Source organism: Ureibacillus suwonensis, assembly GCF_042655065.1.
GTDB classification, from domain to species: Bacteria; Bacillota; Bacilli; order Bacillales_A; family Planococcaceae; genus Ureibacillus; species Ureibacillus suwonensis.
The window spans coordinates 1-19,264 of the sequence record NZ_JBHSNQ010000195.1 but is presented as its reverse complement, the minus strand read 5'-3'; the positions used below and the strand labels follow the sequence as shown (position 1 = coordinate 19,264).

At 41.2% G+C, this 19,264-nt stretch carries 16 protein-coding genes and 1 riboswitch; of the genes, 10 read left to right on the top strand and 6 right to left on the bottom strand.

The genetic code is table 11. The features are described 5' to 3' along the window. Positions 1-32: 32 nt before the first annotated feature. The 5 genes from ACFPOH_RS16860 (at position 33) to ACFPOH_RS16840 (ending at position 5,710) form a co-directional block, all read left to right on the top strand. The gene (locus ACFPOH_RS16860; protein ID WP_390310735.1) at positions 33-542 is read left to right on the top strand and encodes a DUF1850 domain-containing protein; all 510 of its coding nucleotides are present in this window, start codon (positions 33-35) and stop codon (positions 540-542) included. After that, a complete protein-coding gene (locus ACFPOH_RS16855) occupies positions 532-2,535 on the top strand; it encodes a TRAP transporter permease (protein WP_342470600.1) in 2,004 nt (667 codons plus the stop codon). The genes ACFPOH_RS16860 and ACFPOH_RS16855 overlap by 11 nt, the downstream gene beginning before the upstream one ends. 201 nt (positions 2,536-2,736) lie before the next feature. After that, positions 2,737-3,852 (top strand): amidohydrolase, encoded by a 1,116-nt coding sequence (locus tag ACFPOH_RS16850; protein WP_390310733.1) that lies wholly within the window; start codon positions 2,737-2,739, stop codon positions 3,850-3,852. A 16-nt stretch (positions 3,853-3,868) separates the two neighbouring features. Further along, positions 3,869-4,987, top strand: a complete 1,119-nt coding sequence (locus ACFPOH_RS16845) for a mandelate racemase/muconate lactonizing enzyme family protein (protein ID WP_342580764.1) — start codon at positions 3,869-3,871, stop codon at positions 4,985-4,987. Positions 4,988-5,002: 15 nt separating this feature from the next. Continuing rightward, complete coding sequence (locus ACFPOH_RS16840) at positions 5,003-5,710, top strand: GNAT family protein (RefSeq protein WP_390310732.1); 708 nt, start codon at positions 5,003-5,005, stop codon at positions 5,708-5,710. 102 nt (positions 5,711-5,812) lie between these two features. On the opposite strand, the gene ACFPOH_RS16835 is transcribed toward ACFPOH_RS16840, so the two are convergent. The 3 genes from ACFPOH_RS16835 to pepT all read right to left on the bottom strand — a co-directional run bounded on the left by ACFPOH_RS16835 (position 5,813) and on the right by pepT (position 8,990). Beyond that, a complete protein-coding gene (locus tag ACFPOH_RS16835; RefSeq protein WP_390310779.1) occupies positions 5,813-6,679 on the bottom strand; it encodes a YitT family protein in 867 nt (288 codons plus the stop codon). A gap of 235 nt (positions 6,680-6,914) precedes the next feature. Further along, entirely contained in the window at positions 6,915-7,622 is a 708-nt protein-coding gene (locus tag ACFPOH_RS16830) for a Fe-S oxidoreductase (protein ID WP_342470595.1), read from the bottom strand. A gap of 138 nt (positions 7,623-7,760) precedes the next feature. Beyond that, complete coding sequence (gene pepT, locus ACFPOH_RS16825) at positions 7,761-8,990, bottom strand: peptidase T (RefSeq protein WP_342580767.1); 1,230 nt, start codon at positions 8,988-8,990, stop codon at positions 7,761-7,763. Between the two features lie 140 nt (positions 8,991-9,130). Here pepT and ACFPOH_RS16820 point away from each other — a divergent pair, with 140 nt between their 5' ends. After that, complete coding sequence (locus tag ACFPOH_RS16820; protein ID WP_342580768.1) at positions 9,131-10,828, top strand: hypothetical protein; 1,698 nt, start codon at positions 9,131-9,133, stop codon at positions 10,826-10,828. Between the two features lie 23 nt (positions 10,829-10,851). Here the strand turns inward: ACFPOH_RS16820 and ACFPOH_RS16815 are convergent, their stop codons facing one another. After that, on the bottom strand, positions 10,852-11,310 hold the full coding sequence (locus ACFPOH_RS16815; RefSeq protein WP_342470592.1) for a hypothetical protein: 459 nt from the start codon (positions 11,308-11,310) through the stop codon (positions 10,852-10,854). Positions 11,311-11,625: 315 nt separating this feature from the next. Beyond that, complete coding sequence (gene nfsA / locus ACFPOH_RS16810) at positions 11,626-12,360, bottom strand: oxygen-insensitive NADPH nitroreductase (protein ID WP_342580769.1); 735 nt, start codon at positions 12,358-12,360, stop codon at positions 11,626-11,628. A gap of 382 nt (positions 12,361-12,742) precedes the next feature. On the opposite strand from nfsA, the gene ACFPOH_RS16805 reads away from it, so the two are divergent. Further along, the gene (locus ACFPOH_RS16805) at positions 12,743-14,374 is read left to right on the top strand and encodes an amidohydrolase (protein WP_342580770.1); all 1,632 of its coding nucleotides are present in this window, start codon (positions 12,743-12,745) and stop codon (positions 14,372-14,374) included. Positions 14,375-14,435: 61 nt separating this feature from the next. Here the strand turns inward: ACFPOH_RS16805 and ACFPOH_RS16800 are convergent, their stop codons facing one another. Then, positions 14,436-15,080 (bottom strand): glycerol-3-phosphate acyltransferase, encoded by a 645-nt coding sequence (locus ACFPOH_RS16800; RefSeq protein WP_342580771.1) that lies wholly within the window; start codon positions 15,078-15,080, stop codon positions 14,436-14,438. A 144-nt stretch (positions 15,081-15,224) separates the two neighbouring features. Continuing rightward, positions 15,225-15,328: riboswitch (SAM riboswitch) on the top strand. Between the two features lie 110 nt (positions 15,329-15,438). On the opposite strand from ACFPOH_RS16800, the gene ACFPOH_RS16795 reads away from it, so the two are divergent. From ACFPOH_RS16795 to ACFPOH_RS16785, 3 genes are all read left to right on the top strand, one after another. Then, complete coding sequence (locus ACFPOH_RS16795) at positions 15,439-16,740, top strand: O-acetylhomoserine aminocarboxypropyltransferase/cysteine synthase family protein (RefSeq protein WP_342470588.1); 1,302 nt, start codon at positions 15,439-15,441, stop codon at positions 16,738-16,740. A 654-nt stretch (positions 16,741-17,394) separates the two neighbouring features. Continuing rightward, complete coding sequence (locus tag ACFPOH_RS16790; protein ID WP_342470587.1) at positions 17,395-17,784, top strand: hypothetical protein; 390 nt, start codon at positions 17,395-17,397, stop codon at positions 17,782-17,784. 300 nt (positions 17,785-18,084) lie between these two features. Continuing rightward, the gene (locus tag ACFPOH_RS16785) at positions 18,085-19,071 is read left to right on the top strand and encodes a homoserine dehydrogenase (protein WP_342470586.1); all 987 of its coding nucleotides are present in this window, start codon (positions 18,085-18,087) and stop codon (positions 19,069-19,071) included. Positions 19,072-19,264 lie beyond the last annotated feature (193 nt).

Below are 19,264 nucleotides of genomic sequence, written 5' to 3'. Positions count from 1 at the left end.
TTCTTCAGGCCCTTTCTACATGGAGCGGTAATATGAAAAAAAACATGTTTGGCATCGTCATAGTTGCTGTTTTTATTATATTTTTCTTTACCCCTCTTTTTCCTGTTATTTCCTTTTCAGAAGCAAAGGCCGATGAGCCACAAATGTATTTTATAGACATTGATCAGAATACTACATTTCAAATTCGATTTACTCATTCTATTCATCGTACGGATGTTTTGGAAACTTATGAAATAGAAGATCACAAAATTAAACTAGTTTCAATGGAATATGAGGATGTATCTATTGGAATGCCAGCTTATGCAGAAGAGGGACAAATGCTCCTCTACGAAGATGGGAAATATAAACTTTATTCAAATCGGGTTTTGGAAAATTTTGTCCTATATGTTGGGGATATTAATATGGATTTGTTTTTTTATTACGGTGGTAAAGCATATGATTTAAAAAAGAACTTGCAAAGGGGAAATTCCTACACCGTTGAGATAAAAAGCGTCTCCCTTTATGACAAAATGAAAGGAGTACGAATGAAACATGGGAACTGAAATAAAACAGCCGGAGGAATTGAATCAAGAACAGTTGGCGCAAGAATTGTTAGAAAAGTTTGACGCTGAATCAAATTTAAGACAATTAGGTGGAATAGTGAAATGGGTTGTTTACGGTATCCTTATTGCCTTTTCGTTATTCCAATTATATACAGCTATTTTTGGTGCATTTACTGCTTATATACAGCGTAGTATTCACCTTGGATTTGCATTAACCATCATTTTTCTTCTTTTTCCGCCTAGAAAAAAGGGCTTTAAAACGAAAATTGCTTTCTATGACTATTTATTAGCTATTGTTGCAGCTATTTGTGGCATTTATTGGACATTGAATTATGAGAGGCTTGTTACAAGTTTAGGGACGATTAACCAAACAGATTTAATTATTGGGGGTCTCGTCATTCTATTAGTCTTGGAAGCTGCTAGAAGAACGGTAGGATTGCCGATTGTGGTGATTGCGATACTATTTTTGCTATATGCCTTTTTTGGACCATATATGCCGAACTTTTTGGCTCACCGTGGTCAATCGTTGGAACAGATTGTCAATTTGATGTACTTTTCAACTGACGGTATTTTAGGTACACCGATTAGTGTATCAGCCACATACATTTTTGCTTTCCTATTATTTGGCTCCTTTTTAGTGAAAACAGGTGTAGGGGAGTACTTTAATGATTTGGCGATTACCGTTGCCGGAAAACTGGTAGGGGGACCGGCGAAAGTTGCTGTATTCTCTTCTGCCTTACAGGGGACAATTTCCGGAAGTTCCGTTGCCAATGTAGTTACTTCTGGTGTTTATACAATCCCGATGATGAAAAGGCTCGGTTATAAAAGGGAATTTGCCGGGGCAGTTGAAGCGGCTTCTTCTACTGGCGGACAAATCATGCCGCCAATCATGGGGGCAGCAGCTTTCTTAATGGTGGAATTTATCGGACGCGGTGTAACGTATTGGGATATTGCAAAATCCGCAGCTATTCCTGCGATATTGTATTTTGCAGGTATATGGATTATGACTCACTTTGAAGCGAAAAAACTAGGTCTTCGCGGTTTAACGGATGAAGAATTGCCAGATCGTAAGGAAGTATTTAAGAAATTATATTTGCTAACGCCGCTTATTTTAATCATCATTATTATGATGATGGGAGTTCCGGTAATCCACGCAGCGTTATATGGAATTATTGCGTGTATTGTCGTTGGTTTCTTAAATAGAGACATAAAATTTGGTGTGAAAGAAATAATTGATGCTTTAGCTGATGGAGCAAGAACAGCGTTAGGCGTAGCTGCTGCAACAGCCTGCGCAGGTATTATTGTAGGGGTTGTGGTGAAAACAGGTCTTGGGTTAAGCTTGGCAAGCGGATTAGTGGAACTGGCTGGAGGAAATATTTTATTAACATTATTCCTAGTTATGATTGCTTCTTTAATCTTAGGAATGGGTGCTCCGACAACGGCAAACTATATTATTACTTCAACTATTGCAGCTCCGGCAATCGTTACATTGCTTGCACCTGATGTTCCGTACGCAGCTGTGCCTGTTGTAACACTTTTATCTGCCCATTTCTTTGTATTCTATTTTGGAATTATAGCGGATATCACGCCACCTGTTGCATTGGCTGCTTTTTCAGCTACGGCTATTTCTGGCGGGGATCCAATTAAGACGGGAGTTCATTCATCTAAATTGGCGATTGCAGCTTTCATTATTCCGTATATGATTATTTTCTCACCACAATTGCTTATGATTGATGTGTCAGTTTTAGAAGTCATTTGGGTTCTAATTACAGCAATTATGGGGATGATTGCCATTGGTGCAGGGGTCATCGGGTTCTGGTACCGACGCATTATATGGATTGAAAGAATCATCCTAATCGTTGCTGGATTGCTCATGATCTATCCAGAATCACTGTCTGATGTGATTGGATTAATCATCTTTGGCATCATGTTTGCCATTCAAATGTTTACAAAAAGTAAAGGGAACAATAAAATAAAAACAACTTTGGGTTAATGGTTTATATCCGTCTCTATGGGAGGCGGATTTTTTTTAAAATCTAAAAAGGAAGAGACGATGATATAGGTAAAGAAATGTGAAAACCTTTGAATGATTATTGCATGTGTGGAGTATTTGTTAAGGTGTGGGCAAAAGCAATTAATAAATATGGTGACTTTATGTATAATAGAGTAAGCAAAAGTATCGAGGTGCGAAAAAATGGGTCATGTTAAAACCTATGAAGAGGTCATCTTTAGTTGGTTTGATCTTTTTCATAGTTGTCCAGAAGTAAGTTGGAAAGAGTATCAAACGACAAATAAAATTGCCGCTATACTAGATGAGTTAAAAGTTCCGTACAAGCGTTTTACGGATATGACAGGGCTTGTGGCGGAAATAGGCCAAGGGGAAGAAGTGGTCGCTGTAAGAGCCGATATTGATGCTCTCTGGCAAGAAGTGGACGGGGAAATGAGAGCGAATCATTCCTGCGGACACGATGCCAATATATCCATGGTGTTAGGCGCTTTATTAAGAATTAAAGACTACCCTTTAAAGAAACGCGTCCGGTTCATCTTCCAACCCGCTGAAGAAGTTGGGGGAGGAGCCATTGAGATGGTGAAACGGGGGATCATCGATGATGTGTCCTACCTCTTTGGCATTCATTTAAGACCGATTGAAGAACTGCCGTTTGGCAAAGTTTCTCCTGCGGTCCAACACGGTGCGGCATTGTTCCTGCAAGGTGAGGTGCGGGGGGTTGATGCCCACGGAGCAAGACCGCATCAAGGAAAAAATGCCATCGATGTGATTTTTGCCATCCAACAAATGTTGAAAAATATTTATTTAAATCCTTTTGAAGTGCATAGCGTGAAGTTGACAAAAGTGGTGGCGGATGGCGGCAGTGTCAATATCATTCCAGGTAATGCTACCTTTTCAATAGACATTCGGGCGCAAAAAAATCGCGTGATCGATGCGATACAATTCCATGTAGAACATGGACTTCGGAATATCAGCAAAATGTTTGAAACGGAAATAGTTTGGGATTGGTATGACAAAACACCAGGCGCAGAAGTGTCTGAAGAAGCGAAAAAAATTGCGGAAACAGCCATTATGGATACGGTCGGAGAAGGATTTTTGGCAGAGCCGGTTCAAACGCCGGGCAGCGATGATTTCCATTTTTATACGGTTTCCAAACCTGAATTGAAAGCGACGATGATTGGCATTGGTGCAGATCTGAAACCGGGCCTTCATCACCCGCATATGACCTTTAATAAAGATGCGCTCATTATCGGCGCAAAAGTATTGGCAAAAACATTATTTAATGCAACTGAGTATAAATAGAAGGAAGTAGGATTCAATGAACATCAAGAAAATAGAGATTTTTGCGGTAGATTTCCCACTAATAAAACCGTTTATTGTAAGTTACGGCACTTTTCCGACGATGCCGTCAATCATTATAAAACTTACAACGGATGATGGTTACATCGGCTGGGGGGAAAGTGTACCGGATGAACATGTAACTGGGGAAACATTTGAATCCACTTTTCATGTTCTAAAACATTCCTTGGCACCTGCAATGTTGAATGAGGACCCATGTCATTTTGAAAAAATCCATGACAAAATGGATCGTATCGTAAAAGGAGTGCCCAGTGCGAAGGCGGCCATTGATATCGCTTGTTTTGACGCAGTGGGGAAAAAGCTTGGGGTTCCGGTTTATCAGTTAATTGGCGGAAGATTTCATAAAAAATTCCCAATCACCCATGTGTTAAGCATTGATGAACCTGATAAAATGGCAGAAGAAGCGGAACAAAAAGTACAAGAAGGATACCGCTCCTTTAAGATGAAAGTTGGCACAGATGTGGAACGGGATGTAGAAAGGATTAAAGCGGTAAGAAAACGTGTTGGAGAACAAATCGCCATTCGAGTCGATGTCAACCAGGGCTGGGTGAACAGTTCAAATACGCTAAAAGCCATGCGATCTTTGGAATCCCTTGGCATCGATTGGTTGGAACAGCCGGTTCTTGCGGATGATATTGATGCAATGGTGGAAGTGAAGTCCAAATCCAACATTCCGCTCATGATTGACGAAGGTCTTTGCAATATTTTCGATATGCGGGAAATCATTGCAAAAAGGGCGGCAGATAAAATCAACATAAAACTGATGAAATGCGGGGGTATCTACCCTGCGGCGAAACTTGCCACAATGGCGGAAATGGCGGGCATTGATTGCCAAATCGGTTCGATGGTTGAATCTTCCATTGCTTCGGCAGCCGGTTTTCATGTAGCCTTTTCGAAAAAAAACATCAAGAGTGTGGAACTGACAGGCCCTCTTAAATTTAAAACGGATATCGGCGATTTGAAGAAAAGTTATAAAATTCCGTTTATCGAGCTGGGTGACAAGCCGGGGCTAGGCGTGGAAATTGACGAAGAAGTTTTATCCCGATTAACGGTTTATTCTTGCACAGTTAAATCATGAAGTAAGGTGGCTATTATGTGTGAAGTGATCGAAGAAGGCGTTTTAAAAGATATTCCTTATCATGTGAAAAAGTTGAAGGTTGATCATATACCCCAAATTTTGGATCTCCAACAAGCTGTCGTTGATTCGCTCCCCGATAAACAAACATTAGAACCCCTCTCTGATGAGGAATTCCGGTTTATTTTAGAGGGCAATGGATTGATGATCGGAGTATTTATTGAAGATCGCCTCATCGCATTTCGTGCGCTTTTGATTCCGGAAATGGACGACCAGGGTCTGGGGAAAGATATCGGGTTGACGGAAGAAGAGGATTTGAAGCGGGTACTTTACCAGGAAATTTCAAATGTACATCCCGATTTCCGCGGATATGGGCTGCAAAAGAAAATGGCCCAAATTATTATGAAACATATCGATATGTCCAATTTTGACTATGTGTTGGCGACAGTGATGCCTTATAATATCCCGAGCATTAAAGATAAACTGCATCAGGGGATGTATATCGCCGCGTTGAAAGAAAAATACGGCGGAAAATTACGGTATATTTTCTTCAAACCGCTGCACAAAAAACCAAAATTAAAAAAAGAATCCGTCTTCATATCCATGGGGGATATTGAAGGGCAAAAGAACCTGTTACATAATGGGTACATTGGGGTCGCCATCAAAGAGCAAGGCGACGACTGGTTTGTCGAATATAAAAAAGTTTTGGATGAAGGCTTGGTGTAGACCAAGTCTTTTTATTATTTTAGGCACTTTAAGTGTTGAAAATAATATTGTAAAAAAATAAAAAACAACAAAGCCGAAAGACTTGTTGCTTTTTTAAGTTGATTAGTGGATATTTCTTTTCTTGAAATTTCCGCCCCGGACTTCTGCAATTTCGTCAAAGGTAACGAAAGCATCCGGATCTTTTTGTTTGACAATGGATCTTAATTTACTTTCTTCCATTCGGTTGATGACACAATAAATAATTTCGACCGGTTCATTCGTATATCCGCCAACACCATTGATATAAGTCACGCTACGGCCGAGACGGTTGATGATGGCTTGACCGATTTCCCTTGAATTTTTGCTGATAATGGTAACGGATTTCGCATCTTCCAGACCTGTTTCAATGATGCTGATGACTTTTGAAGCGATATAGTAGGCGATTGCCGAAGAAAGGGCTCCTTCAATGCCGAATACAAAGCCGACAAAAATGAAGATGAATACATTGATGACTAAGATGATTTCACCTGTTGAAAAGGGTACTTTTCTGCTGATTAATACGGCCAGCATATCCGTGCCATCCAAGGCGCCGCCGTTACGTAAAGCTAAGCCCATACCTATACCAAGCAAAATACCGCCTGAAATGGTAACTAATAGTGAATCGCCATTGATAATCGTTGGTATATGATGCATCAAGGAAGTGGCGATGGATAATGTGGCAATTCCAATGATGGAGTTGATCGCAAAGGTTTTTCCGACCATTTTGTAACCTAGAAATATAAAAGGGATATTTAAAATCGCTAAGAAAAGACCCAATGGAAGAGGGGTGAGTGTGGACAGCATAATGGAAATACCGGTGATTCCACCGTCAGAAACGCTGTTTGGAATTAGCACAGCTTCCAATCCGTAAGCGGCGATAAATGCTCCGATGACAATAAAGATGATGCTTGTTATTCTGCTCAATAAAGCGGGTTCATGATTTTCATGCATTGCATTTGCGTTCATTTGATTCACTTCATTCATATGTATGGAATCCAATCCTTTCTCCACAGAGTGCTTTTTTATTTTAACAAAAAATAAAATCTCTTGCACTTGTGAACATTAACAAATTTTTGATGAATTTAGAAGATTGTGTGCAAAAAAAAAGAAAAAGATTTCCAATGCTCAAATGAAGTGATCATAAACCAATATCCGTTCACACTTCATAGGCAGGAAATCTTGAAAGTTACTTCATTGGACAAAAGGTGCAAGCTTCAAGTCCCGGAATATCCTTCGAGAAGCAGCAGCTTTTTCTTACCGATTTGTTGATGAGATCCAACGGGCTTTTTCCGTTTGTGTATTGATAGAACCATGATTTGTTGGAGAAACGTTGCCATACTTTGGTGTCTTCCAGTATTTCTATGTCTTCAAAAGCCCGGTCTGCAAGCAACGGATTTTGAAGCAGTTCGTAATAATTCCACAACATATAGCCGAAAATGTTTTCCCAAAGAGTCAAAGGGGAAATGGTCGTCGTTTCGCGAAGCTGCATAATGATTTGATGGGCCTGATAAAGAATTTTGGAAATCACATATTCCCTTTCCTTTTCTTCCACATAACGATAGTCCGTCGGGGTAATGTAAGTGCCGAGCGTATCGATTCCGTATTCATGGACATGGAAGTAACGGACGTCTTCCAATTTGCCGTCCCAAATTTCATCATAGGCAGCAAGAAAATAAAATTGGGCCGCGACAAACATCCCGTAGCGCCGGCCGAAGTGGGAGATGGCAGCGGCTTCTGTTCCTGCTTGGGTAATTTCCATCATGAGCTTCAAAAAATCGGGCAGAAAGAATTCCTTATGTAAATTTTCCAAAGTGAATAAAGGAGTTCTTGGTTCCTCTGTTATGATGCCGTATGAATTCAAAAAAGCAAGCTGTTCATAGGTCAAGGCTGGCATAGACATATCACCTCGAATCAATTATAACATGGGATTGGAATGGCTATTATTTTTGCGAAGTTTCCCATACCCTTTCTCTGCCAAACAAGAAATGAAGGACTGCCCGAAAAGACTTTTCTTTCCAGGCAGCCCATAAAATCATTTCTCTTCCGCTTCAAAGAGTTTGACGATTTCAACGATGACTTTTGCAGCGAGTTCCATCGTTTCGGCGGATACAAATTCAAATTTGCCGTGCATGTTTTCGCCACCGGCAAAAATATTCGGTGTCGGCAGACCCATGTAGGACAATTGGGAGCCGTCCGTTCCGCCCCGAACCGGCTCAATGATTGGCGAAATGTTTAGATTTTCCATGGCGCGTTTGGCGATGTCGACAATTTCTTTCACCGGTTCAATTTTTTCTCTCATGTTGTAATATTGGTCTTCCAACTCAACAGTGATGGCGTCCTCGCCAAATTCTTCCTTGATGCGTTGCTCCACTACGCGGAAGTATTCTTTTTTCGCCTCGAATTTCTCCCGGTCGTGGTCGCGGATGATGTAAGAAAGGGTTGCTTCTTCTATGGAACCGTTGAAACTCATCAGATGGATGAACCCTTCGTAGCCTTCCGTTTTTTCCGGAACGGCTTCTTGAGGCATAAAGTTATGGAACTTGATGGCCATCGTGATGGCATTGACCATTTTCCCTTTGGCAGAGCCGGGATGAACACTGATTCCGTGTGTTGTCACTTTTGCAGCGGCTGCGTTGAAGCTTTCGTACTGCAATTCGCCAAGAGGCCCGCCGTCCATCGTGTAGGCAAAGTCCGCCCCAAAAGCTGCTACGTCAAATTTATGTGGTCCTCGTCCGATTTCTTCGTCAGGGGTAAAAGCCACCCGGATTTTCCCGTGCTTAATTTCAGGATGTTCCACCAGATATTCCATGGCGGTCATGATTTCCGCAATGCCCGCTTTATCATCCGCTCCAAGCAGCGTTGTGCCGTCGGTCGTGATCAATGTTTGTCCGACATAATTTTTCAGATTTGGGAATTGGTTCGGGGATAAAACGATTCCATCATTCAGTTGGATATCCCCGCCATCATAATTGTCGATCCGTTTCGGTTGGACATTCGCGCCTGAAAAATCAGGGGAAGTGTCGACATGGGCCAAAAATCCGATTGTTGGCACTTCTTTGTCTGTATTGGATGGCAATGTGGCGAATAAATACCCGTTTTCATCCAGAGAGATTTCTGTCAGCCCGATTTCGGCAAGTTCATCTTTTAAAATATTCAACAAGTCCCATTGCTTTTTGGTGGAAGGGGTTGAGGAACTTTCCGGATCCGATTGGGTGTCAATTTGGGCGTATCGAATCAATCGTTCAATCACTTTTTCTTTCATGACGTTGCCTCCTTCAACTTTTCTGCCCCCATTGTATCATTTTTCCTTTTTTCTGATGAGAAATATGCTGCGGGAATCGGCAAATAATTGAAACTATTTCTTCATCTCTTCCGTAGAAAAGTACAAGGAAGGTGAAAAGGATGACTCAACTGATCTTAACGACCCTAATTTTTTCAATCATTACAACGGTTCTCATTGTTCCGGTTACGAGGAAATTGCCGAAGGGCGATGTATTGCCGTTCAAACAATTGTTGCAGACTTTCGTTTTTGTTTTTATTACAAGCTGGATCCTGTATTTCCTAATTGTTTATTTGACGAAGATTGATGTGCAGTGGACGGTTGCCCTATACGCAATGCCGGTGATTTTGCTGTTCGGCGTTCTTGCATCCGGTGGAGCGGAACGGGCGCTAAAAGGGCTCCTGTTTTTTGCCAGCTTAATTGGACTCATTTATTTGTTGATTGTTCCGATTTTTAATGCGGATGAAAAGTACGAATCTGCAAAAATGGAACAAGAAGTGGAAATTGAACCCTTTGATGAAACAAAAACCCCGGCCAGCGTCCCTCCTCAATTTGCGGAAAACAAAATGAAGAAAGCCTTTGGGCAAGTGCCGAATACGAGTTATTATGAGCTTGGCAACTTGCAGATCCAGAAGGTGAATGGGGAGTTCGTTTATATTGCCCCTGTTGAGTTTTCCGGGTTTTTCAAATGGCTGAATGGAGATACGACGCCCGGCTATTTCAAAATGAGCGCAACGGATTCCAATGATAATCCTGTATTTGTTGCCAAGGAAATGGTCTATGTGCCGTCTGCATTCTTTAATAAAAATTTGGAACGCCATATCCGTCTGCAGTATCCAACGCTCATTTTCTACGGCGATCCGCAACTTGAGGTGGATGATGACGGAACCCCTTATTACATCCGTTCTTACGGTGAATTTATTTCAGCCCGGAATGGGTTTGATGTGAAAGGGATTGTCATGGTGGATGCATATTCTGGTGAAACAAAGAAAATTCCTTTGGAAGAAGTGCCGGAATTCATTGACGGGGCGGTTTCTCCGGAAGCGGTGAGCCTTCAGAACAGCTATTTTGGAAAATATGTTCATGGCTTCTGGAACAGCATCTTTGGCAAAAAAGACGTGAAATTGCCTTCCGATGAAGGGACGGAAGCGAATGTGAGCCCGGTCTTTAATCAGGATGGGGAAATGTATTACTTTACGGATTTTACAAGCCCGAAAGAAGGCGTAGATTCCATGCTCGGCTATTCCTTGACCCATGCGCGGACAGGGAAAGCGGTGTATTATACGGGGAATATGGAAGAATCTTATATGGATTCCCAAGGGGCTTTGGACATCATTGAGAAGAAATTTATCGAAAAAGAATGGCATGGGGCTATGCCAATCCTTTACAATTTCTACGGAGAAGCGAGCTGGCTTGCACCGGTTCTTGACACCAACGGATTCTTGCAAAATTACTTTATTGTATCCGCGGTGAACCCGGAAATATCCGTATACGGTTCAACGCCTAATGAAGCGTTGAGACAGTATAAAACGGCTTTAACACGGGGGGCAAGTTCGGTGGATGGTTCAAGTAATGCAGAAGAAAAAACGATTACCGGAACGGTCCTTCGCGTTTACAAAGAACAGGTAGGGGATTATACGCTTGTTTCCTTCTTGCTGAATAATGGGCAAAATTTTGTGGTAAGTTCCCAAAACGAACCGCTGTCCATCTACTTGCGGGAAGGGGATCAAGTGGTCATCCGTTATTTTGAGACCGGTGAAACGTTCCTGCCGGTAAAAGCGTTGCAAATTGAAGGAGTCGTTAATATCGGCCAATCATAATGAAGATGAAAAAACCCGAAGCATCATTTGGCTTCGGGTTTTTCATGTTCAGAAGCGGATGGTTCGGAGCGATTTTTTATATAATCAAGCATCTCCTGTTTTCTTGATTGTATTTGTTCCGCTTTATAGGGATTGACTGTAAAAAAGCGCTCCTTCTGCTCTTCAAGCAGCTTGCGTTCCGTAGCAAAGCGATTCTCCGGTTCATGTTCAAAAATGTAATCCAAATGGAAAATCTGAAGGAGGGCCACTTCAGGGTTTTCCAAATTATAGACAAATTTAATATTCCAGACGTTTGTGTAGGAAATATATTGATTGACGTATTCCGTTGCATACCGGTATTTTTGTTTATCAATTCGTGGTTGGATGCTGCGGTGGATATTCCCTAAACACATGTTGATGTCCGCCAATGTTTTATAGTAACTTTTTACATATTTCAGATGTTGACGTTCAAGGGATAAAGCAACTTGTTTATGTTGTTTCATCTTCCTCTTCCCTTCGTGGTCATCATTATCCAATTGAGGAAATCTTTTCATTAATTTTAATCTATTTGAAATGTCAAAAAAAAGAAGTATACGACAAAATAGGAATTTTCCATCAGGGTAATTGTTGAATCTATGAGAAAAGATTCGATTTTTGTTATCCGATATTAAGATAATAGTCCTTTTCCCCGTACTGTTTCCAATCTATGTTGGAGTGGACGAAACGCCATTGCATTCATCCAAAATAAAAATCCCTATTAGGAGATAATTTTTTCAATGATCAGCCTAATAGGGATTTCATTTATTCAGGTAGTATGATTATTTCCAAGTGAATCCTTTGGAAGCTAAAAATTCCTTAATATGAGGACGGCGTTGATCGATTAGGAAATCAGCCATTTGTTTCGTCCAATTGGACACTTTTTGATTGGAGCTTCTGGATGCATAATATCTTTCCATAATGGCATCATATTCATCCAGAATTTCGTCGTACTTATCCACGTCGTATCCATTTTCGTGCAATACGGCTTCAACAGGAAGTCTCGGTTTTGTTTCATTTTTCTTTGTCGGTTTTCCAACGGTCATCGCGAAGAGCGGGAATACATGTTCAGGCAAGTTGAATAATTCGCTGATCGCTTCAGGATTGTTTCTGGCACCTCCGATATAGCAGATACCATAGCCTTCCGATTCTGCGGCAATGACAAAATTTTGCGCAAAAATCGCCACATCAACGACACCTACTAAGACATTTTCCGCTGTATCCACCGTAATATCGACACCGTGCTTTCTTCCTGCCACTTCCAATCGTTTGAAATCGACACAGAATAACAAAGCGGCTCCGGCCGTTTGGAATTGGAATTCATTGTTGGAAAGTTCCCCAAGCTTTTGTTTCTTTTCCTCATCCGTCACCAAAATGACGCTATAAGCTTGTACAAAGTGGGAAGAAGCGGCCATCTGGGCTGTCTGAATCAAGTCGATGATTTTTTCTTTCGGTATTTCTTCTCCTGTATATTTACGAACAGAAGTATGACTGCGCAATAATTCTTTTACACTCAATCTTTACACCCCTTTTATGTACTAATTGGTTGGAATATCGCTTCATCAAGCGATGTTTCTCTTCTTAAAGGTATCATATTATACTTTTTTGCCAATGGCAAAAATTTGAATTATTCAAACCACCGTCCCCAAAATACAAAGCTGAACATTGCAAGGGAGGAAGGCGGTGGCAGGAGGGGATCACCGTGAGAGGATTGTGCCGCTTGTGGGCATATTAAGAGGGTCGGGCACAGCGCCCAAAAAGCAAAAAGGAATCCATTGATTTGCAGGGATAAAGTTGTTTCAAGGGCAAAGGATTGATGATTATAAAATAGCGGTATGTATTGTTGAAAAACGAATACCCTAAATTGAAACAGTTCTCCCGCAAAGCGAGGTCGTATAAATGAAAAAATTGCTTTTCATTGTACTGCTCTTGCTATGTTTGATAGCCGTCCCTTACAAGGGGATCGGAGCTGAAGAGATAGTCCAAGCGGATTTGGTGATTGAATATGTCCGCGTATTTACGATGGATAAAGCCAATGAAGAGGCGGAAGCGGTTGCAGTGAAAAACGGAAAATTTGTTTATGTAGGAGACCGGGAAGGGGTGCAAGCCTATAAGGGCCCTCAAACAAGAGTGATGTATATGGACAACCGATTGATGTTGCCGGGGTTTATTGACGGCCACAATGCCGCTTATTTAAAAGCGGAGAAGATGTTTTGGTTGGATTTGAGTTCCTTTTCCACCTTCGAAGAATATGAAAAAGCCATATTTTCGTACCGTGCACAGCATCCGCAATTAAAACAGCTGTGCGCAGTTGGATGGAATCAAAAAGTGACGGAAGAAGCATGGGGGAAAAGCGGAAAAACGCCAAGAGACCTTATTGACCAACTTGTGCATGATATCCCATTTGTCGCATTTTCCGCTCACCGAGACGAGCTATGGGTCAATTCCAAAACATTGGAAATATCCGGGTTAGATCATATTGAGCATGGCCTAACGGAAACTGGAGAAGCGTCCGGAATCATTCCGGGACAATTCACTGATATGGTCGTACAAGCGCTGCCGCAGCCGGACTTTTCCGTGGAACAATATAAAAAGGCGCTGATTAAATATCAAGAAGATGCAGCCAGATACGGTATTACGGCCGCATTTGTTCCCCTGGGAAACCATTCGGAAAATGTGCTGAAAGCCTTTGATGAACTGGATCGGAAAAATCTATTGACCATGACCTATGAGTTGGGAATCTACGTGGATCCCCTCAAGGATTTGGATCAGATCGAACTTTTTAAAGAGTGGAGGGAGATTTACCAAGGGAAAAATTACAGCGTCCAAACGGCAAAAATGAATTATACAGAAAATGCGGTTTGGGAGAAGGAGAAATTTCTTGATATGTTGGATTTGCTGGATCGGGAAGGTTTTCGGATTCATGTGGAAGCAGAAAAAGAGTTGCACATGATTTTTGAAGGATTTGAATATGCGCGGGTACGAAATGGAAAAAAGAATTTTAAACATGTCATTTCCCATATGCCGATCGTAACGAATGATGATTTGACAAACTTCCGGAAGTTTCGGATTATTCCATCCGTCCAGCCGGCCATCTTTCATCAATCCATAGATGCCGGCAAGGAAGACGAACTTAAAAACTGGCATCGAATGAAAAGCTACTTTGAAAAGGGATTGCCGGTCTCATCTTTCAGCAACTTTCCTGATGGTGAGTTGAACCCGCTTTATGGAATTGAGACAGGAATGACAAGACTTCACTGGAATGATGAAAAAAGTCAAAAGCCTTTGTGGCCGAAAGAAAGCGCCACATTGAAGCAGATGCTCCGAAGCTACACCATTTATGCGGCGAGGCAAATAGGCAGGGAAGCACAATTGGGAAAAATCCGGGTAGGCATGCAGGCGGACTTTATTATATTGGATAAAAATATTTTCAGGGTTCCGCCAGGTGAAATCAGCGAAGCAAAAGTCATACTTACTTATTTTAAAGGAAAAGAAACATACCGGGATGAATCGGAAATCGGCGGACAATAAAAAAGTATCTTCCGTAGCCAAGTGTGTTCAACGAATAACCCCTTTACGGAAGATACTATTTTTATACGGATGGGCCTTTCTTCTTTTTTAAGGCGGAACGAATCGTCGGTTCTGTGCCGCGCTTCATCCGTTTTATGTTTTCTAAATGCAAAATGATTGCGACCAAAAGAAGGAACAGAACAATGATAAAAGGCCAGAGGGATGGCTCATAAAGCAAAGCGCTGATTGCAAATGCAAAATAAAAGAAAAACACGCCCAGAATCAAATAATTGGTCAATAAAGAGACAACGATAAGACCGACTACGGCAAGAAGACCCATTTTCCAATTGATCGCAACGAAAATGCCGATCAGGGAAGCGGTTCCTTTTCCTCCCCGAAAATTCATATGGATAGGAAAATTATGGCCAAAAATGACCGCCGCGCCTATCAAATAAAGGAATATGGAAATTTGCTCCGCATCCAATGAAGTGAAGTGATTTAAGAAATATTTTGCCAAGATTATGGCAAGGACGCCTTTTCCGATATCAATGAGGCCTACGAGTATGCCGTATTTCCAGCCAAGGGTCAAGGTGGCATTGGAAGCCCCCGCATTTCCATGGCCCGCTTCTTTCAGATTCACCCCGGAAAGGTATTGGGCCACATTTGATCCATGGATGCAACCGATAAAATATCCCGCAATAAGTGAAATAATCAGCTCTATCAACATAATATTTGCTCCTTTTATAGAAAAAAACGCTTTAATCTATTATACTCAATAAAATAAAAAAAGATTTAAAAATTTCAAAAAAATAGTTGACAGAGTGGGTTACTATGTTTTATAGTTAATCCAACGATGGAAAATTAATCATTACTCTTATCAAGAGTGGCGGAGGGAATAGGCCCAAAGATGCCCGGCAACCGGCAAGAATTTGCAAAGGTGCTAAATCCTACAGACGTTTGTCTGAAAGATAAGAGGAGGAAATGTACGTGTACAAAGCCCTCTTCTTATATGAAGAGGGTTTTTGTTTTATCTTCCATGCCTTCTCGAAACCTTCCATCAAATTTATTGTTTAGGAGGAAATATCATGTCCGAATTCAAACCAGAAACGCTATTACTTCACGGTGGTCAACAACCTGATCCAGTAACAGGTGCAATTGCCGTTCCGATTTATCGCACGACGGCTTATGCCTTCAAAAACACAGAACATGCACGAAAATTATTTGCCCTTGAAGAAGTCGGAAACATTTATTCCCGCATCATGAACCCGACAGTCGATGTGTTTGAAAAGCGTGTTGCCTTGCTAGAAGGTGGCTCTGCAGCTGTTGCTCTATCTTCCGGTCAGGCGGCAGTTGCCTTCTCCATTTTAAATATCGCCAATGCGGGAGATGAAATTGTCTCTGCTGGATCATTGTATGGCGGAACATATAACTTATTTGCTAACACATTACCTCGTTGGGGCATTACAACAACATTTGTAGATGAAAGAGATCCGGAAAACTTCCGCAAAGCAATTACGGACAAAACAAAAGCAATCTATGCAGAAGTAGTAGGAAATCCTAGCTTAAATATTTTAGATATTGAAGCAGTAGCAGCAATTGCCCATGAACATGGCATTCCATTAATCATCGACAATACGTTCCCATCACCATATGGATGCAATCCAATTGATTTTGGAGCAGATGTTGTTATCCATTCAGCAACAAAATGGATTGGCGGCCACGGTACAACAATCGGTGGCGTTGTGGTAGATGCAGGAAAATTCGACTGGACACAAGGTCGATTCCCTGGTTTCACAGAGCCTGACCACACTTATCACGGCATCCGTTACGGCATCGATACAGCAGGCGCAGCTTTTGCAACAAAATTGCGCGTTCAATTATTGCGCGACTTAGGCCCAACTTTAGGTCCGGATGCGGCTTTCAGTTTCCTTCAAGGATTGGAAACTCTTCACCTCCGCTATCCAAGACATAGTGAAAATGCGGAAAAAGTAGTGGCGTTTTTGAAAAACCACCCATACGTGGAATACGTGAATTATCCAGGAGATGAATCATTCGAATCTCACCATTTAGCGAAAAAATACTTGAAAAACGGTTATGGTTCTATGGTGACATTCGGCATTAAAGGTGGCCGTGAAGCAGGCAGTGTCGTTATTGACAACGTGAAATTGTTCTCTCATGTTGCAAACGTTGGAGATGCAAGATCATTGATTATTCATCCGGCTTCAACAACTCACCAACAATTATCTCCTGAAGAATTGAAAATTGCCGGTGTTGGAGAAGAGCTCATCCGCCTATCCATCGGCTTGGAAAACGCAGATGATATTATTGCGGATTTAGATCAGGCTTTAGCCAAAGCAGCAGCTGAATTTGGTGTAAAGAACGCTTAAGTTGATCATTTATAAAAGCCCCTCTATTTGCATATAAAAGAAAGAACGGTCATTTGATACCGGAAAATCCCAATTCGGCTCTCATTTGAGCTGAAGAACCCAGTGTCAGCGGATCAAAGCATGTAAATCCGGCACTGGCTATATGGATTCAAAGCTGCTCATTCGCAGCAGTTGCAAAATCCAAAAACAAATGCTGCCCATCCGTAGCAAAATAAAACGCTGCCCATTTGCAGCGGGTAAAAATCCAAAGCTCGTTACTAAAAAATGCTTACTCAGCGGTTTGAAGCAATAAATATGGTCGATTCCTATAAAAGCTGCCCATTCGCAGCCATGAAGACGCCCCTTTACAGAAAAAGTTCGCCAAACATCAAGTTGTTACTTTTGATGTGAATTGTATTCCCATTCGAATGCAATTCACATCCTAATTAAAATTGCTGACCCGTCATTTAGCAGGTATAGTTGTTCGTTATAACCCCTATCCCCTTTTGTTGAAATAAAACCTAGTAAATTAATTAGGATACTTGAAATTTTAAATTGGATCGTATATATTAGTTATAAGAGAATGATTAGATTCCATCGTATCTGATCCCCCCTAAAATAAAAACGGAAAGCCTTTAATGGCTTTCCCCCTTAACTTATAAAGGAGCTGGTCCGATGAGTAAGGTTTATAGCGCCCAAAATTTTGCGGCTTATATCATATATGAATTAAATGAAACGAATACCTTTGTGAATGCAAAAGCGTTGCAGCATTTGCTTGAAATCGTCGATAGACGCTGGGAAAGTGTTTTTGGGTACAGACCATATAAAGAACAGACATATTCCTTGCTAACCCATGATTATGTCGTCAAAGAAGTATATGATGAATACAAAGAATTTGGTGAGCAACATATTTCAGAGCCGGCAAAAGAATGGTATTTAAAATATGGAGATTTCCAATTGATTCGAAGACCTTACGGAGTTCCAGACTTTACAGCGGAAGAAGAAGAGCTGATGAGAAAAATTTTGGTCCAATACCGAAATGTTTTGTTGGCAAATGCATCGTGAACAGGTGAATGACAGGTCAGTACAATGTTTGTACTGGCTTTTTTTATTTTAAAAGTGAGCAAGTTTGCTATATTATAATAGTTGTATGCCCTTTCGTAGAAAACAAATGTCCATCTTGGGTAGAATTCCCTTGAGTTCCTTTCAAATATACGTTAAAATTTCTGTATGTTTCAAAAAATATTGAATTTTATTATTTTTTATATCTGCAAATAAAGAGTGTTTGTATAGTATAGAATTTCAGCACTCGTTGTTCAACAATGAAATTTCAATTCGAAAGAAAAGATGGAGGCGAAAAGGAAAATGGCAACAATCAAGGCGGCCATCTTAGGATTTGGCACAGTTGGCCAAGGCATTTATCATATATTGAACGAAAAACGGGAAGATTTGCGCAAAAAACTGGGTGTCGAGTTAGAGGTTGCAAAAATATTGGTTCGGGACACAACAAAAGAGAGAGTTCCAGGAACACGGCATTTGTTGACAGATAACATTGATGACTGCTTAAACGTTAAAGGTTTGCAAGTGGTATTCGAAGCGATTGTAGGCGAGGAGCCTGCATACACATATTTAAAGAAAGCGGTAATGAAAAAGTGCCACGTCATTACGGCAAATAAGGTGATGTTTGCAAAATACGGGCTTGAACTGCAAGAACTTGCAAAGCAAAACGGTGTATTTGTAGGCTATGAAGCGACGGTTGCAGGCGGGGTGCCTGTCATCAAGACAATGAAAAACATTTTGCTCGTCAACGATGTGACAAGAATTCAGGGAATTTTAAACGGCACTTCCAATTACATTTTGACAAAAATGCGCGCTGAAGGCTGGTCTTTTGATGAAGCGTTGAAAGAAGCGCAAGCCCTTGGATATGCAGAAGCGGATCCGTATATGGATATTTCCGGCCAAGATGCATTTAAAAAGCTTATGGTTTTATCGGCATTGGCCTTTGGTGAGCAGCCAAACTGGGCGGATGTAAAAGTTGTTGGAATCGACGGCATTACGCCGGAACAAGTGAAAGAAGCAAAAGAAAAAGGTCTCAGGTATCGTCACGTGGCAGAGGTGGAAAAGTTGCCTGATGGCACAATTTTTGCTCAAGTGGGGCCAATGCTTGTAAGCAAGGAGCATCCTCTATATCCGATTGATGATGTATTCAATGCGGTAACAATGGAAACAAACTACATTGGCACATTAACGCTTATTGGACCGGGTGCGGGGATGTATCCGACTGCCAGCGTGATGGTGGAAGATTATGCGGAAATTATCGGCAAACGTGCCGGTTTTGTAGTGACAATTTAAAAAGGGTGCTTCTTGGATGCTTCTCGGGGAGCTTTTTTCAAGAAGCATTTTTTCTTGATGTGCAACAAAAAGAGGCTGGGACAAAACCCCCTCTAAAATGGAAACAGCCCATGAAATTTTGGAATGAAATTTCATGGGCTGTTTTTCATTTTTTCAATAAAAAATAAGGACCTCTTCTGTTAAAATTAAGTTA

Coding starts and splice junctions, on each gene's coding strand:
- ACFPOH_RS16815 (WP_342470592.1), bottom strand. CDS start 11,310: ATGAAACAACATAAACAAGTTGCTTTATCCCTTGAACGTCAACATCTG.
- ACFPOH_RS16795 (WP_342470588.1), top strand. CDS start 15,439: ATGTCCGAATTCAAACCAGAAACGCTATTACTTCACGGTGGTCAACAA.
- ACFPOH_RS16805 (WP_342580770.1), top strand. CDS start 12,743: ATGAAAAAATTGCTTTTCATTGTACTGCTCTTGCTATGTTTGATAGCC.
- ACFPOH_RS16855 (WP_342470600.1), top strand. CDS start 532: ATGGGAACTGAAATAAAACAGCCGGAGGAATTGAATCAAGAACAGTTG.
- ACFPOH_RS16800 (WP_342580771.1), bottom strand. CDS start 15,080: ATGTTGATAGAGCTGATTATTTCACTTATTGCGGGATATTTTATCGGT.
- ACFPOH_RS16835 (WP_390310779.1), bottom strand. CDS start 6,679: ATGCATGAAAATCATGAACCCGCTTTATTGAGCAGAATAACAAGCATC.
- ACFPOH_RS16830 (WP_342470595.1), bottom strand. CDS start 7,622: ATGCCAGCCTTGACCTATGAACAGCTTGCTTTTTTGAATTCATACGGC.
- ACFPOH_RS16850 (WP_390310733.1), top strand. CDS start 2,737: ATGGGTCATGTTAAAACCTATGAAGAGGTCATCTTTAGTTGGTTTGAT.
- ACFPOH_RS16785 (WP_342470586.1), top strand. CDS start 18,085: ATGGCAACAATCAAGGCGGCCATCTTAGGATTTGGCACAGTTGGCCAA.
- ACFPOH_RS16790 (WP_342470587.1), top strand. CDS start 17,395: ATGAGTAAGGTTTATAGCGCCCAAAATTTTGCGGCTTATATCATATAT.
- ACFPOH_RS16845 (WP_342580764.1), top strand. CDS start 3,869: ATGAACATCAAGAAAATAGAGATTTTTGCGGTAGATTTCCCACTAATA.
- ACFPOH_RS16820 (WP_342580768.1), top strand. CDS start 9,131: ATGACTCAACTGATCTTAACGACCCTAATTTTTTCAATCATTACAACG.
- ACFPOH_RS16860 (WP_390310735.1), top strand. CDS start 33: ATGAAAAAAAACATGTTTGGCATCGTCATAGTTGCTGTTTTTATTATA.
- ACFPOH_RS16840 (WP_390310732.1), top strand. CDS start 5,003: ATGTGTGAAGTGATCGAAGAAGGCGTTTTAAAAGATATTCCTTATCAT.
- pepT (WP_342580767.1), bottom strand. CDS start 8,990: ATGAAAGAAAAAGTGATTGAACGATTGATTCGATACGCCCAAATTGAC.